The 14,038-nt window shown below is 65.6% G+C and carries 12 protein-coding genes; 9 read left to right on the top strand and 3 right to left on the bottom strand.

Going from position 1 to position 14,038, the window contains the following annotated elements; translation table 11 throughout:
- Positions 1-14 precede the first annotated feature (14 nt).
- Complete coding sequence (locus DFLDMN_RS28635) at positions 15-1,481, bottom strand: ATPase domain-containing protein (RefSeq protein WP_423199122.1); 1,467 nt, start codon at positions 1,479-1,481, stop codon at positions 15-17.
- Positions 1,482-1,863: 382 nt separating this feature from the next.
- On the opposite strand from DFLDMN_RS28635, the gene DFLDMN_RS28630 reads away from it, so the two are divergent.
- The 6 genes from DFLDMN_RS28630 to DFLDMN_RS28605 all read left to right on the top strand — a co-directional run bounded on the left by DFLDMN_RS28630 (position 1,864) and on the right by DFLDMN_RS28605 (position 8,470).
- Positions 1,864-3,312 (top strand): aldehyde dehydrogenase family protein, encoded by a 1,449-nt coding sequence (locus tag DFLDMN_RS28630; protein WP_423199121.1) that lies wholly within the window; start codon positions 1,864-1,866, stop codon positions 3,310-3,312.
- Positions 3,313-3,411: 99 nt separating this feature from the next.
- Positions 3,412-4,401, top strand: coding sequence for a tripartite tricarboxylate transporter substrate binding protein (locus DFLDMN_RS28625; RefSeq protein WP_423199120.1), 990 nt, complete (start codon positions 3,412-3,414; stop codon positions 4,399-4,401).
- A 32-nt stretch (positions 4,402-4,433) separates the two neighbouring features.
- Positions 4,434-5,597: an iron-containing alcohol dehydrogenase gene (locus DFLDMN_RS28620; protein WP_423199119.1), complete on the top strand. Its 1,164-nt coding sequence runs from the start codon at positions 4,434-4,436 to the stop codon at positions 5,595-5,597.
- Positions 5,598-5,621: 24 nt separating this feature from the next.
- Positions 5,622-6,626, top strand: coding sequence for a substrate-binding domain-containing protein (locus tag DFLDMN_RS28615; RefSeq protein WP_423200602.1), 1,005 nt, complete (start codon positions 5,622-5,624; stop codon positions 6,624-6,626).
- Positions 6,627-6,947: 321 nt separating this feature from the next.
- A complete protein-coding gene (locus DFLDMN_RS28610) occupies positions 6,948-7,718 on the top strand; it encodes an SDR family oxidoreductase (RefSeq protein ID WP_423199118.1) in 771 nt (256 codons plus the stop codon).
- Positions 7,719-7,795: 77 nt separating this feature from the next.
- On the top strand, positions 7,796-8,470 hold the full coding sequence (locus tag DFLDMN_RS28605) for an HAD family hydrolase (protein ID WP_423199117.1): 675 nt from the start codon (positions 7,796-7,798) through the stop codon (positions 8,468-8,470).
- Positions 8,471-8,522: 52 nt separating this feature from the next.
- On the opposite strand, the gene DFLDMN_RS28600 is transcribed toward DFLDMN_RS28605, so the two are convergent.
- On the bottom strand, positions 8,523-9,452 hold the full coding sequence (locus DFLDMN_RS28600) for a LysR family transcriptional regulator (protein ID WP_423199116.1): 930 nt from the start codon (positions 9,450-9,452) through the stop codon (positions 8,523-8,525).
- Positions 9,453-9,815: 363 nt separating this feature from the next.
- On the opposite strand from DFLDMN_RS28600, the gene DFLDMN_RS28595 reads away from it, so the two are divergent.
- Positions 9,816-10,910 (top strand): porin, encoded by a 1,095-nt coding sequence (locus DFLDMN_RS28595; protein WP_423199115.1) that lies wholly within the window; start codon positions 9,816-9,818, stop codon positions 10,908-10,910.
- Between the two features lie 70 nt (positions 10,911-10,980).
- Here DFLDMN_RS28595 and DFLDMN_RS28590 read toward each other — a convergent pair whose 3' ends face one another.
- Positions 10,981-12,057 carry a LysR family transcriptional regulator gene (locus DFLDMN_RS28590; protein ID WP_423199114.1) on the bottom strand — a complete coding sequence of 359 codons (1,077 nt, stop codon included), beginning with the start codon at positions 12,055-12,057 and terminating at the stop codon, positions 10,981-10,983.
- Between the two features lie 389 nt (positions 12,058-12,446).
- Here DFLDMN_RS28590 and DFLDMN_RS28585 point away from each other — a divergent pair, with 389 nt between their 5' ends.
- The gene (locus tag DFLDMN_RS28585; protein ID WP_423199113.1) at positions 12,447-13,397 is read left to right on the top strand and encodes a cupin domain-containing protein; all 951 of its coding nucleotides are present in this window, start codon (positions 12,447-12,449) and stop codon (positions 13,395-13,397) included.
- Between the two features lie 189 nt (positions 13,398-13,586).
- Positions 13,587-14,003: an EF-hand domain-containing protein gene (locus tag DFLDMN_RS28580; protein ID WP_423199112.1), complete on the top strand. Its 417-nt coding sequence runs from the start codon at positions 13,587-13,589 to the stop codon at positions 14,001-14,003.
- The last annotated feature ends 35 nt before the right edge of the window (positions 14,004-14,038 follow it).

Genomic DNA, 14,038 nt, shown 5'->3' with positions numbered 1-14,038 from the left:
ACTGTTGCCATGGCTCAGGTCCCGATGGTCGTTTGAGCGCCAGCCGCACCGACACCGGCGTCTCTCTCAACCGTGTCTCCTGGCACGATCAAACGATTGGCAACATGCAACCCGCCCTGCCCGATGACGATGTCGTGGAAGGCGGTGTCGAATGCGCTGTCGCGCATCTTGACGACGCCGATAAATCTCCTGAGTTCGCCTCGCAGTCCTGCCTGACGCAGCAGCACGAGGTTGTCCATGAGGCTGCTGTACTCCGGCAGCGGGTCGGTGCCGGCGAAGCCGTTGAGGTCGCGCATCTCCAGCGTCGCGATGGTCGATACGCCGAGGGTGCGCAACGTGTTGGCGAGCGCGCTATAGAACTCGATGAGCCGGGCCGGATAGACCGCGGCGCGCTGGAAGCCGGTAATGCCGTCGATAAAGAGGCGGTGCACGCCCCGTTGCCGCACGGCATCGAGCAGTTGATGGCCAAGCTGGTCGACCAGGTTTTCGGTCATCGGATTCCACAACATGATCAACGCCCCGGAACGCTCGAGCGCGTCGATGTCCATGCCGAGCGCGCGCGCCTTGATGCGCAGGCGCTGCGGCGACTCGTAGAAGCCGAAGTAGAGCCCCGGCCGCTCGGGCGTGGCCAGGCTCAGGAAATTGAGGCCAAAGGTGGTCTTGCCGCTGCCCGCCGGCCCCATCAGCAGCGTGACCGCCGCCGGCGACAGGCCGCCACCGATCAGCGACTCCAGGCCCGACACGCCGGTGGCGACGCGCTCCTGTTCCAGCGGTTCCTCGCGCACGGGCGCGTCGAGCAAGGCTTCCAGGCGCGGATACACATCGATGCCGCGCCCGGAAATCCGGTACTGATGCAGTCCGCCGAGCGCCGCGCTACCGCGCGATTTGGACACCCGCAGCTGGCGCACGGTACGAATGCCGACCAGTTCCTCCTTCAACTGGATCACCCCGTCGACCATGGTGTGCTCGGGGCTGACATCGTCGATGCGCGCGCTGGTCAGAAACAGCACCGTACAGCTGTTGAAGGCGGCATGGCTCTGCAGCTCCGCCACGAACGTCTTGACGTCGAGCGCCGACTCGGCCTTGTCCTTGGCGATCAGCAGGCCATCCAGGACCAGCGTGGTGCAGTGATGCCGTGCCAGCTCGCTGCGCAGCGCGGTGACGAGCGCGGGAAGCCCTTCTTCCTGGAGCACCTTGAACAGGCTGATATAGAAGACATCGCGCCCGACCGCGGCGGCATCGTAGAAATCGAACGTCGACAGGGCCTGGAACAGCCGGTCGTGCGACTCGGCCAGCAGCGTCACGTACAGCACGCGTCCGCCCGCGCCGACCTGGTTGAAGGCGATCTGGTTGGCAAGGATGGTCTTGCCGGCCCCGGGGCTGCCCTGGACGATGTAGGCCGCCCCTTGTACCAAGCCCCCGCAGAGAATGGCGTCCAGGCCTGGAACACCGCTTTGTACGCGAACGAGCTCTTTTGTCATGGTTGCATCGATAAGGTCAGGTGGCGTCGCACGCGACAGATGGGGGCCGGCATCCATTGCATACGCGCTTCGAATCCCGCGAATTCTAGACGACCTTGCCGCCGAACATCGAAGTTTCCGGTGGTCGGGTCATGGCAATCGCGCGAAAGGGTGCGATGCGGGTTGGCGGGTCCACGCTTGCTTTCGGTAAACGTTTTCCCGTAAGCCCTTGCAAGATGCGGGGAGCGGCGCTATCAGACGCGGTTGTGCGGATGCGGTTATTCCAATTTCGCGCGCGGAACGCGACGAAAACATAGGGTATTCCCCATCGCGACGCAGTTTGACATTCCGGGCGGTCTCGGTGAATATGAGAAAACGTTTTCTCAAACCGTCCTGACTCCCCATGCGCAACTGCCGTTTTCCTGCCGAGTACCTGCCTCCCGCCGGCAATCTGATCAATGGCCAATGGGTCGATTCCGACCACCGTTTCGACGTGGACGACAAGTTCACCGGCGAGGTCATCGCCACGCTCACCTCCGCCACGCGGGCGCAGGTAGCGCAGGCGGTACGCATCGCCAGCGACGCCGTCAATGCCGGCCCGCAACCGCCGCATGACCGCGCCGTGGTGCTGCGGCGCGCGGCCGACCTGCTCGAGGCATGGCGCGGCCGCTTTGTCGATGCGATGAGCACCGAAGCCGGCTTTACGCTGGCCGATGCCAACAATGAGGTCGACCGCGCCAAGGTCACGCTGACGCTGTGCGCCAATGAAGCCACGCAGCTGACCGGCGAGGTGGTGCCCTTTGCGGCAAGTCCCGGCGCGCATCGCCGCATCGGCTTTACGCAGCGCTTTCCGGTCGGCGTGGTGTGCGCGATCACGCCGTTCAATTCCCCGCTCAATACGGTGCTGCACAAGGTGGGGCCCGCGTACGGCGCAGGCAACGCGGTGGTGCTCAAGCCGTCCGCCTTGACGCCGCTGACCAGCGCGCTGCTCGGCCAGGTGCTGCTGGAGGCGGGCATGCCGGCCCCGTTCCTCTCCATCCTGCAGGGCGAGGGCGAGACCGTCGGCGCGTGGCTGCTGGAAGAACAGGACGTGGCGTTCTACACGTTCACCGGCAGCACGCGCGTCGGCCGGATCATCCAGCGCGCCGCGGGCCTGCGCCGGACGCAGATGGAGCTTGGCAGCATCGCCAGTACCTTCGTTGCGGCCGATGCCGACCTTGAGCGCGCCATCCCCAAGATCGCCAACGCCGGTCTGCGCAAGGCCGGGCAGGTCTGTACCTCGGTACAGCGTCTTTATGTCGATCGCCGCATCGCCGACGAAGTGGCGCAGCGCCTGGTGGCGTATGCCGGCACGCTGGTAGCCGGCGATCCGCGCGATCCGGCCACGCGTGTCGGGCCGCTGATCAGCGAACAGGCCGCGCTGCGCGCGGAGGCGTGGATCGGTGAAGCCACTGCCGCCGGGGCTCGCGTGCTGTGCGGCGGCACGCGCCGGCGGTCGGTGATCGACCCGGTGATCATGACGGATGTGCCCGAAGACGGGCGTGTGTGGTGCCAGGAAGCGTTTGCGCCGCTGCTCGCGCTGCGGCCGTTCGACGACTTCGACGCCGCGCTGGCCAGCGCCAACAGCACGCCGTTTGGCCTGGCCGCCGGCATCTTTACCCAGGATATCGACCGTGCGCTGAAGGCGGCGGGCACGCTGCGCTTTGGCACCGTGCAGATCAACGAGACCTCGAGCGCGCGCTCGGACGTGATGCCGTTTGGCGGCGTCAAGGACAGCGGCTTCGGCAAGGAAGGTCCGCACTACGCCATGCGCGAGATGACCGAAGAGCGGCTGGTCGTCTTCAATCCGTGACCGGGCGGGCCATCGATATCGCATGGCCCGGCGCCGCGTCGAACCGTTCCAATCCCGGCTGGCCGCGTGCCGGCCCATAAGAAACACTGGAGACCCATCATGAAAACTTCCCTTAAGCAGCTTGCCCGCGTATTTGGCGCGTCCCTCGGCGTGTCGGCCGCGCTGGCGGTTGCCGCCACGCCCGCGCGCGCGGCCGACTGGCCGACCAGGCCCGTCACCATCGTGGCGCCGTTCACGCCCGGCGGCACCACCGACATCGTCGCGCGCGCGATTGCCGCCCAGTTGCAGCGCGAGCTCGGCCAGTCGGTGGTGGTCGACAACCGCCCCGGCGCGGGCGGCACGCTCGGCGCCGCGATGGTGGCACGCGCGCAGCCGGACGGCTATACGCTGCTGCTGGCCAACGTGGGCCACGCCGCGGCACCGGCGCTCTACAAGAACCTGACGTACGACTTCGAAAAGGACATGACCCACATCACCACCGTTGCCGTGGTGCCGAACGTCCTGATCGTGCGCAAGTCCTTGCCCGTCAACAACGTCAAGGAACTGATCGCCTACGTCAAGGCGAACAAGCCCGAGGCTACCTACGGTTCCGCCGGCGTTGGCACCACCCAGCATCTGTCGGCCGAGCTGCTGAAGAAGCAGGCAGGCTTCGAAGCCGTGCATGTGCCGTACAAGGGCGCCTCGCCGATGATGACGGACATCATCGGCGGCCGCGTGACCTTCGCGCTCGATTCCGCCGCCTCGGCCAACGCGCAGCTCGCCGGCGGCAATATCAAGGCGCTTGCGGTCACCACCGCACAGCGCACCCGCTTTCTGCCCGATGTGCCCACGCTGAGCGAAGCGGGCGTGCCGGGCTACCAGATGAGCACGTGGTACAGCCTCACCGCACCGCGCAACCTGCCCGCGCCAATCCGCGACCGCATCTACCAGGCGGTGCTCGCCAGCATGAAGGACCCCGCCATGCAGACCACCCTGCAAGGCATGGCGGCCGAGCCGGGCGGCATGGCGCCCGCCGCGCTGACCACGTTCGTGCACGCGGAAACCGGGCGCTGGACCAACATCGCCGCGAGCTTCGCCGCGGCAGACTGATGCCGTCGATCCGACCAATCCCGACCACTTGCATGTCCATTACCGATATCTCCACCTTCTTCTGTCCCACCCGCATCTACATGGGCGCGGGATCTCACGCGAAGATCTCCGGCATCGTGCGCGAGCGTGGCTGCAAGCGCGTCTTCATTGCCGTGGACGCCGCGCTGCTCGGCAGCGATTTCTACGGCCGCGTGACCGCGTTACTGGAGCGCGAGGGCGTGGCCATCGCCACCTATTCGGACATCGAGCCGGACCCGAGCGCGCATACGGTGGCGCGCGCGCTGGAGGTATGCCGGGCCCATGAGGCCACCGTCATCCTCGCCATTGGCGGAGGCAGCACCATCGACGTGGCCAAGGCGGTCGGCATCGTGCTGGCCAACGGCGGCCGCATCCACGACTACGAAGGCATCGAGAAATTCGCGATCGCGCCGCCGCCGCTGATCGCGATCCCGACCACCGCGGGCACGGGGTCGGAGGTGTCGGGCTCCTGCGTGATTACCGATACGGACAAGCAGCTCAAGATGTCGATTCGGCATGCCGCGCTCAATCCCGCGGCATTCGCCATCCTCGATCCGCTCGCGCTGCGGACCGTACCGGGCCATGTGGCGGCGCACTCGGGCATCGACGCGTTCGTCCACGCGTTCGAGTCGTATGTGTCGCGCCAGTCCAACCTGATCACGGACGCCATCAACCTGCAGGCCATCGAGCTGCTGGCGGCGAATATCCGCCAGTTCGTGGCCGATCGCGAGAACCTGGAAGCCGCGACCAACATGCTGTGCGGTTCGGCACTGGCGGGGATCACGTTCGGGCAGACCGGACTGGGCAACGTGCATTGCATGGCGCGCTTCGTCGGTGCGGAATTCCATCTCTCGCACGGCCTGTCCAACGCGTTGTGCCTGCCGGCGGTGGCGCGCTTCAACCTGCTGGCCAATCCGGCCAAGTATGCCAAGGTGGCCGCGGCGATGGGACGGCCCGTGCAGGGCTTGCCGATGCTCGATGCCGCCCGCATGGCGGTGGAGGCGATCGACACGCTGTGCGCGGACCTCGGCATTCCGCGCCGCCTGCGCGACGCGGGCGTGACCGAGGACAAGCTGGAGGGGATGGCGGAGCTGTGCGTGCAGGCCAACTATAATCGCTGGAATCCCCGGAAGACGACCCTGGCCGATTTCCGGAACCTGTTCCAGGAAGCCTTCTGACCGGAAACCGATTTGACCAAGCGCGTGACTGTCCATGATGTCGCCCGCGCGGCGGGCGTCGCTATCGCGACTGTTTCGCGCGTGGCAAATGGCGTGCCTACCGTCGCCGAGGACGTGCGCGCGCGCGTCCAGGCCGCCATCGACGAACTTGGCTGGAAGCCTAGCGTGGCGGCGCAAAGCATGCGCGGCATGTCCGCGCGCATGATCGGCTTTATCTTCTCCGATATCCGCAATCCGATCTATTCGGCCATGGTCAAGGGTGCCGAGGGCATCCTCAGCGAGCACGGCTACATGATCATGGTGGCGAGCAGCGATGGCAGCAGCGAACGCGAGCTGGCCTTGCTCGACCTGTTTCGCCAGCGCGGCGCGGACGGCGTCATCTTCGCGGTGCAGGACGAATCGGATCCGAAGGTGCTGGCCAGTATCCGCTCGGGCAATCTTCCGGTCGTGCTGCTGGAGCGCGAACTCGATGCACCGGTCAACGCGGTGGGGGCCGATCACCTCGGCGGCACGCGGCGCGCGGCGGAATACCTGATCAGCCTCGGCCATCGCCGCATTGCCATGATCACCGGGGGCAATGGCACCCGTGTGGCGCGCGACCGGCTGGAGGGCCTGCGCCAGGCGCACGCCCAGGCAGGGTTGACGGTCGACCGGCAGTTGCTGCGGCTCGAAAGCTTCTCCACCGAGTACGCGTATCGCGAGATGCAGATGCTGCTGAGCCTGCCCGAGCCGCCCACCGCCGCCATCGTGCTGGGCATGCCGCTGCTGGCGGGCGTGCTTCCCGCCATCCGTATCGGCGGCCGGCGCATCCCCGAGGATATTTCGCTGATCGCCTCGAACGACAGCGAACTGGCGCAACTGGCCACGCCCCCGATCTCGGTCATTCGCTATGACGCGCACGCGCTCGGCAACGAGGCCGCGCGCATGCTGCTGCGCCAACTCAAGGGCGAAGTGCCGCCCGACAGGCTGCGCATCCAGATCCCCACGGAACTGGTACTGCGCGGCTCGTGCGCGCCGCCGGCCGCCTGAGCGCCGCCACTCCGCAATGAAAGGTCGACGCCCCGAGCGTCGACCTGCCTTGTCAATCGCGTCGGCAACATCTGCGGGGCGCTTACGCCCTTCTTACGCCCTTCTTACCCCCTTGCTTGCCGCTTGCCTGGCCCCCTATATGCGGCTTGTCCGACTGGTCGCGCCCCGTGAGCGGCGCACAGGTTTGTACGCAGGCTTGTAGTAACCTGCTTTAATAAATAATATAGGTTATTATGCCGGCGGCACATTGCCCGTCGCGACACCCATTGCGCGGCTCATGGGGAGCCCGGTGATTTGCGTCGCATACATTTGAGGAAGATCATGTCGGATTCGGTTGCAATCGTCACGGGTGCAAGCTCGGGCATCGGACGGGCCACGGCGCTGCGCCTTGCGCGCGATTTCAGTCATGTCGTGATCGTGGCGCGTGCCGGCGAGCAGCTTGCGGAAGTCGCACGGGGCATCCGTGCGGCGGGCAGCGTGCCGGAAACGATCGAGCTCGACCTGATGGCGGCCGATGCGGCCGACATCGTCGTCAAGACGGCGCTCGCGCGATGCGGACGCATCGATGCGCTGCTCAATATCGCGGGTGCGGTGCCTGGCCTCGATGTCTTCCAGATGACCGACGAACAGTGGCACACCGGCATGGAGCTCAAGTTCCACGGTGCGCGCCGGCTGACGGCAGCGGCCTGGGATGCACTCAAGGCCAGCCAGGGCGCGGTGGTCTTTACCTCGGGCACGGCGGCGGAAATCCCGAAGCCGGGCGCGGCCGCGGTGGGCGCGATCAATGCTGGCATCGAAGCGTTGGCCAAGGCATTTGCCGAGCGTGGTATCGAGGATGGCGTACAGGTCAACAGCGTCTCGCCCGGAGCGGTCATGACCGGTCGCCGTATGGGCATGCTGGAGAAGGCGGCAGCGGCCAAGGGCGTGAGCATCGACGAGGTCAAGGCGGGGTTCCTGCGGCAGGCCGGCATCCGACGCTTCGGCGAGCCCGAGGACATTGCAGAGGTGATGGCGTTTGCGGTCTCGCCGGCGGCACGCTGGATGACGGGTACGGTGCTGCGCATCGATGGTGGCGAGGTGAAGGCGGTTTGATCCTGGCACGCCGCGTGCGCGGCGTAGCGCGGCTCGCGCGGCTGGCGCGGCGGGGGCATTGACCCAAGGAGGATGGCATGAGCAAGATCAAAGGTGTGGTGTTCGATCTGTATGGCACGCTCTACGACGTGTATTCGGTCGCGCAGGCATGCGACGCGTGTTTTCCCGGTCGCGGCGCTGAGGTCAGCCAGCTCTGGCGGCTGAAACAGCTCGAATATGCGTGGCTGCGCAGCCTGATGAACCAGTACCGGCCGTTCGAGGACATCACCGAGGACGCGCTGGTCTACGTATGCCACCGCCTGGCGCTGCCGCTGAGCGATGCGCAGCGCGCCATGCTGTGCGATGCCTATCTGAAGCTGCAGCCATTCCCCGAAACCGCGTCGACGTTGGGGGCGCTGCAGGCGCTGGGCGTGCCGCTGGCAATCCTGTCGAACGGATCGAGCCGCTCGATCGCCAGCGTCGTGCAGCATTCGGGGCTGGAACAACACTTCGCGCACCTGATCAGCATCGAGCAAGTGCGGTTGTACAAGCCCCATACGCGCGCGTATGAACTGGGCGAGCAGTACCTGGGCGCAGCGCGCCACGAGCTGCTGTTCGTCTCCTCCAACCCGTGGGATGCCAGCGGCGCCAGGCACTTTGGCTACCAGGTCGCGTGGGTCAACCGCACGGGCACGGCATTCGACGAACTGGGCGTGCGTCCCGACCGCGAGATCGCGTCGCTCGCAGGGCTGCTGGACGCGGTGCGGGCGTAGCATCGCATCGCGCCCGTCACAGTGCCGACGGCTAGCTGGCCGCAGCCGCTCGCTAGCCCGCTGCCTGCAGGCGCGCCTCGTCGCGCTCCAGCCGCGCCCGCAGCTGTGCCACCGCGTAATCGATGAACGCGCGCGTGCGCGCCGCCAGGCTGCCTTGGGACGCATACATCAGATTCACCGGAATCGCGGGCGGCTCATACTGGCGCAACACCAGTTCCAGTTCGCCTCTGGCCACGCCCTGCGCCACCTGGTGCGACAGCACGTGGGCCAGGCCCATGCCGCTGATGGCGGCATCCACTGCGGCCTCTGCGGTATTGACGGAGATGCGCGGCCGGATGCGGATGCGGTCGGCCCGGGCGCGTGCCGATCCCGCAAAGCTCCACGTCGGCCCCGACGGTAGCGTGTCGATCTCGATGCAGTCGTGCCGTCCGAGATCCGCCGGCGTTGCCGGGCGCCCACGCGCATCGAGGTAGGACGGGCTGCCGCATACCACCCGCATCACACCGCCGACCCCCGTGGCGATCATGCTGCTGTCGGGGAGGTTGCCGACCCGCACCGCCACGTCGATGTGCTCGTCCACCAGGTTCAGTACCTTGTCGGAGAGATTGAGGCGCACGTGGATATCGGGAAACGTCGCCGTAAAGTCACGGACCACCGGCAGCACATGCAGACGTCCGAACAGCAGCGGGGCGGTGACGACGACGTCCCCGCGCACGAAGTGATGACCCTCGGCGACCAGGCGCTCGGCATCGCCGATCTGGCGCAGGATCGACTTGCACGACGCGTAGTAGCCGGAGCCGACGTCGGTGAGCCGGAGGGCCCGCGTCGATCGCACCAGCAGGCTCGCTTCCAGATGCCCTTCCAATTGAGAGACGTTGCGGCTGATCGTGGCGATCGGAATGTCGAGCCGGCGGCTGGCGGCGGCAAAGCCGCCTGCCTCGACCACCGCGACAAAGACCTTCATCGCATCTAGTCTGTCCATCTTTTGCGCAATCGCCCGCCCATGGCGGGTCGCTGATCGAGTGCGACATGATAGGGGCGAGGCATCATGCCGGCGAGACTCGATCGACTCAAATTCATGCCCGCGCGTCTCACGGCATTTTTTCGCCGTGCGCATGCGCGCGCGGATCGTCCAGCCCGTCTTTCACGGGGGGGAATTTCCAGAAACTGGAAATCTGCATTCCATGGCACACGCATTGTCGGTGGCCGTGCCCGAATGCAAAAATTCGTTCCGCCCGGTCGTCGGCCCCGATAGTCGGAACCCTTTGCGAGGGATGTCTTCACATCCGGCATGCCGCAAACGCCGAGGCGATTTCACGCGAAAAATAACAGGGATCATCAAGGAATGAAGAATCGGCTAGCAATTGCGGCGGCCATGTCGCTGCTGCCCATGGCCTCTTTCGGTCAGAGCAGTGTGACACTCTATGGGGTGGTGGACGACGGTATCGAGTACATCAATCATCTGCCCAGGGCAGGTGGCGCCAGTGGCTCCGTGCTGCGTGTGGCGGCCGGCAACCAGTCGACTTCGCGTTGGGGTCTGCGCGGTACCGAGGATCTCGGCGGCGGCCTCAAAGCGGTGTTCCAGATCGAGAACGGCTTCGATGCCGATACGGGTGTGGCCAACCAGGGCGGCCGTCTGTTCGGACGGCAGGCCTATGTGGGTCTGGCCAACCGCTACGGCATGTTCAGTATCGGCCGGCACCAGAATCTGGTCTATGATTTTTCCACGCCGTTCGATCCGTTGTCGGTGTCCACGCGATATTCGCTGCTGACGCACGATCGCTGGATGTCGAGCCGCTCGGATAACTCCGTCAAGTTCTCGGGCCAGACCGGCGCTATCTACTATGGCCTGCTCTACAGCACTGGCTACGACAGCTCGGCCGGCGGCGAGATTCCTGGTGCCTCGAAGGCGGGGCGCGAGCTGAGTGGCGCGCTGGGTTATACCTCCGGGCCGTTCACGACCCGCGTGGTGTATGACGAACTGCGCGGCAGCACGCTGATCACCGACCGCAACACCGAGCGGCGCGCCGCGATTGCCGGTATCTACTCGCTTGGCGCCGCCAAGATCTACGCGGGCTATCGCTGGTACTACGGCAACTACCAGGCCAGCGAGCTGCGCACCAACCTCTACTGGCTGGGCCTGCAATACCAGATCACGCCACAGCTATCGACGACCGGCGCAGCGTATTACACGGATGTGCGCAACAGTGCCGCCGATCCGTTCAGCTTCGTCTGGAAAACCTCGTATGCGTTCACCAAGCGCACCGACCTGTACACCGTGGTGGGCTACGCCTGGAACCGCCATGGTTCGAGCCTGGGCCTCGGGGGCTTCGGTCCGTCGCTGACGCGTTCTCCCAATACGCTGACCACGAGTTCCGAGCAGGTGGTCGGCGGCCAGAGCCAGCTCTCCGCGGTCATCGGCATTCGCCATCGCTTCTGACGATTGCCGAACTTCAAGCAGACGCGTCGTGAACGGCTCCGGCGCGTCTGCTCTTTTTCCACCGCATCGATCAGAGGCTTGCCTCACGCCACGGGCTGGTAGCAGCCGCTCTGGACCTGCCAGTATTGCCGCGCGCTTCGTTGCGGCCGTCCGGGCGATCGCCATGACGCACTTCCGTGCGCACCTCCGACATTTCCATCCCGAGCTGGCGTGACGCACGCGACGCGGCGCGCGCCATCTCCGCCTCGCCGGGCAGACTGTCCACGCTGGCAAACAGCGTGTCGATAAACATGCTGACGCGGCTCGCATGATGGCGGTGCGAGGCATACAGGACCCATACCGGCGGGCCCGGCGCGCGGAAGTCGGCCAGGATCTCGACCAGCGCCCCCTTCTTGAGGTAGGGCAGGGCCACATAGTCCGGCACCTGCACGATGCCGACGCCTTGCGCCGCGGCATCGAGCAACGCCTCGGTGTTGTCGATAAACAGGTTGCCTTTGACGAAGCTGTGATCCGATACTTCGTCGCCGCGCTGGAACGACCAGGTCGGGCGGGCCCGCCGTCCCTGCCGCAGCAGGGTCAGGCAGTTATGGGAGACCAGATCCTCCGGCGATGCCGGCGTGCCCCATTCGTCGAGATAGCCCGGACCGGCCGCCGTGACGATGCGGGATTCATGCAGCTTGCGCGTGACCAGCCGCGTGTCGGGCGGCTCGCCGATCACGATGGCCACGTCGAAGCCTTCGTCGTTCTCGTCGGCATTGCGGTCCGAGAGCCGCGTGCTGATGATCAGGTCGGGGAACTGCTTGGCGATGCCGTTCAGGATCGGCATGATCCAGAATTTTCCGTAGCTGACCGGCAGGGTGACACGCAGCCGTCCGCTCTGGGTGGCATGGGTCGCGGCGAGCTCGTTGCGGGCATCCTCCAGCTCGCGCAGGATCAGCTTGCAGCGCCGGTAGAAGGTCATGCCGTCCGGCGTCGTGCCCACATTGCGCGTGGTGCGCTCCAGTAGCTTGACGCCAAGATCGCTCTCCAGCCTGGCGATCGACTTGCTGACGGATGAGGTGGATATGCCGAGTGCCGATGCACTTCGGGTGAAACTGCTCAGTTCGACAGTCTTCACGAAGACACCGATAAGTCCGAACTGCTCCATCTATTGCCTCTCCTCGCAGATGGTCACGACGCCATCGTCCTGTGCGCGATATGCCTTGACCAGTTCCGCCCCGATGCCCTGCGTTGCACCGGTGATAATGACTGCACTTGACGAAGACATCCTGCATTCTCCCGTTCTTGATGCCCTTCCACGTTGGCTTTTGTCGATAGTTGAGATAACCCGTTTCCGGCAGGAAGGGAAGTGCCACTACGGATAAACCCTATCGCGCTCACGCTGCTGTTACCGACTGATGGCGCACGTTAGCGACATCAATGACCCCGGCAACGCAACTTTAGAGTAACCTCGCTAAATGCTTTTGCCAAGTTATTTGTCGGGGTATACGATGACGGATCGATGTATGGAAAATAATTCAACGGCGAGGGCAGTAAATGGATTGGCTTAGTCAACTGCTGGACATCATGCCCGTGAGCGGGCGCCTTGAAGTGCGTTGTCTTTATGGGGCGCCATGGCGCGTCAACTACGAGCAGTCCGGACCGGGCGAAATGCCGTATCACGTGATCGTGGCAGGCTCGGCCGTACTTGAGGACGGTCCTCATCGTCACCCCCTTTACGCCGGCGATATCGTCATGCTGTCGCACGGCACCGCGCATGTGCTGCACGACGGCAGCGGTCACCGGCCGCTGACCTCGCGCGAGCGCGGTACCGCGAACGTCGTCGTCAGCGAGAACCGTGGCCAGGGTGAGCAGCTGGAAATGCTGTGCGGGCGCTTTGTGGTGGGACCGCAGCATGAGCGCCTGGTGCGTGGCTATCTGCCCTCGTCGCTGGTGGTGCGCGCCAGCAACGACGCGCCCGGAGACCGGCGTTCCGAATCGGCGGCCAATGTGATCAACCTGGTCAGCCTGATGCGCCGCGAGTCGTCCGCCGATGGCCTGGGCGGCCTGGCCATGCTCAATGCACTGTCGGCAGCGCTGTTTGCGCTGGCGCTGCGTCTGGCGAGCGAAGCCGAGGAAGCCCCGGTGGGGCTGCTGGCGCTAGCCGGGCATCCACGCCTGGCGCCGGCATTGATGGCGATGTTCGAGCAGCCCGCGCATCCGTGGACGCTGCCCGAACTGGCGCAACGCTGCAATATGTCGCGCGCCACGCTGGCGCGGCATTTCCAGGAGAAGGTGGGACGCTCGGCCAGCGAACTGCTGACCGATATCCGTATGACGATGGCCACCGGCGCCTTGCGCAAGCCATCGCTCTCCACCGATGCCGTGGCGGAGCTGGTGGGCTATCAATCCGTTGCCGCGTTCCGCCGCGCATTCAAGGACCACGTCGGACTGACGCCGGCGGAATGGCGCAGGATGGCCAGCCCCGCGGTACAGGAAGCGGCGTGACGAGCGCGGCGAGCGGCCAGGCCACAAGCGACCGGCGGTAGCGGCCGATGGTAAGCGACACAGGCCAGGCAAGGCGCGCTTACCCATGCGTCATCGGCCCGATTTCGGGCCACTTATGCCGCCTGCTTCTGCGATGGCACTGGGGTGCCGGTACTACGATGGCCTTTCTTCTTTTCAATGGAGGTCGTCATGGAATTGCGTATCACGGGTGCGGGCGCCGTTTATGCCGCGCAAGGACAGTCTGCCGCGCGCGCCGCGGAGCTCGCGGACACGGACCGACGTAACGCCCAGTCGGCGGCGGCGTCGGACCTCGAGGCCAAGGGCATCAGGATGTTTTCGATCGACATGGTGGGGGCGCACAAGAACCACGTGGCGCAGTCGATCGACCGGAATGGCGATGGCGCGATCTCGCCCGACGAACTCGCGGCGGTCATGGCGGACGGCGGCAAGGACCAGGCCAACCTCGCCGAGACCTACCGGGCGATGGACATGGACCACGATGGCAAGGTCTCCCGCCAGGAACTGGCCGCCAGCATGCCGTTCACGCCGCAGGACTTCCTCGCCCTGGTGGCGTCATCGCGCGAGGCAAAGCTGTACCAACCCTGAGCGTCATTGACGGCCGTGGTGCGACCATCGGCCGA

This window comes from Cupriavidus sp. H19C3 (assembly GCF_049393815.1).
Lineage (GTDB): Bacteria > Pseudomonadota > Gammaproteobacteria > Burkholderiales > Burkholderiaceae > Cupriavidus.
The sequence above is the reverse complement of the archived record's forward strand: the minus strand, read 5'-3'. Positions and strand labels throughout refer to the sequence as shown.

Bases quoted from the DNA above. Each gene is read 5' to 3' on its own strand.
- DFLDMN_RS28635 (WP_423199122.1), bottom strand. From the start codon at position 1,481: ATGACAAAAGAGCTCGTTCGCGTACAAAGCGGTGTTCCAGGCCTGGAC.
- DFLDMN_RS28630 (WP_423199121.1), top strand. From the start codon at position 1,864: ATGCGCAACTGCCGTTTTCCTGCCGAGTACCTGCCTCCCGCCGGCAAT.
- DFLDMN_RS28625 (WP_423199120.1), top strand. From the start codon at position 3,412: ATGAAAACTTCCCTTAAGCAGCTTGCCCGCGTATTTGGCGCGTCCCTC.
- DFLDMN_RS28620 (WP_423199119.1), top strand. From the start codon at position 4,434: ATGTCCATTACCGATATCTCCACCTTCTTCTGTCCCACCCGCATCTAC.
- DFLDMN_RS28610 (WP_423199118.1), top strand. From the start codon at position 6,948: ATGTCGGATTCGGTTGCAATCGTCACGGGTGCAAGCTCGGGCATCGGA.
- DFLDMN_RS28605 (WP_423199117.1), top strand. From the start codon at position 7,796: ATGAGCAAGATCAAAGGTGTGGTGTTCGATCTGTATGGCACGCTCTAC.
- DFLDMN_RS28600 (WP_423199116.1), bottom strand. From the start codon at position 9,452: ATGGACAGACTAGATGCGATGAAGGTCTTTGTCGCGGTGGTCGAGGCA.
- DFLDMN_RS28595 (WP_423199115.1), top strand. From the start codon at position 9,816: ATGAAGAATCGGCTAGCAATTGCGGCGGCCATGTCGCTGCTGCCCATG.
- DFLDMN_RS28590 (WP_423199114.1), bottom strand. From the start codon at position 12,057: ATGGAGCAGTTCGGACTTATCGGTGTCTTCGTGAAGACTGTCGAACTG.
- DFLDMN_RS28585 (WP_423199113.1), top strand. From the start codon at position 12,447: ATGGATTGGCTTAGTCAACTGCTGGACATCATGCCCGTGAGCGGGCGC.
- DFLDMN_RS28580 (WP_423199112.1), top strand. From the start codon at position 13,587: ATGGAATTGCGTATCACGGGTGCGGGCGCCGTTTATGCCGCGCAAGGA.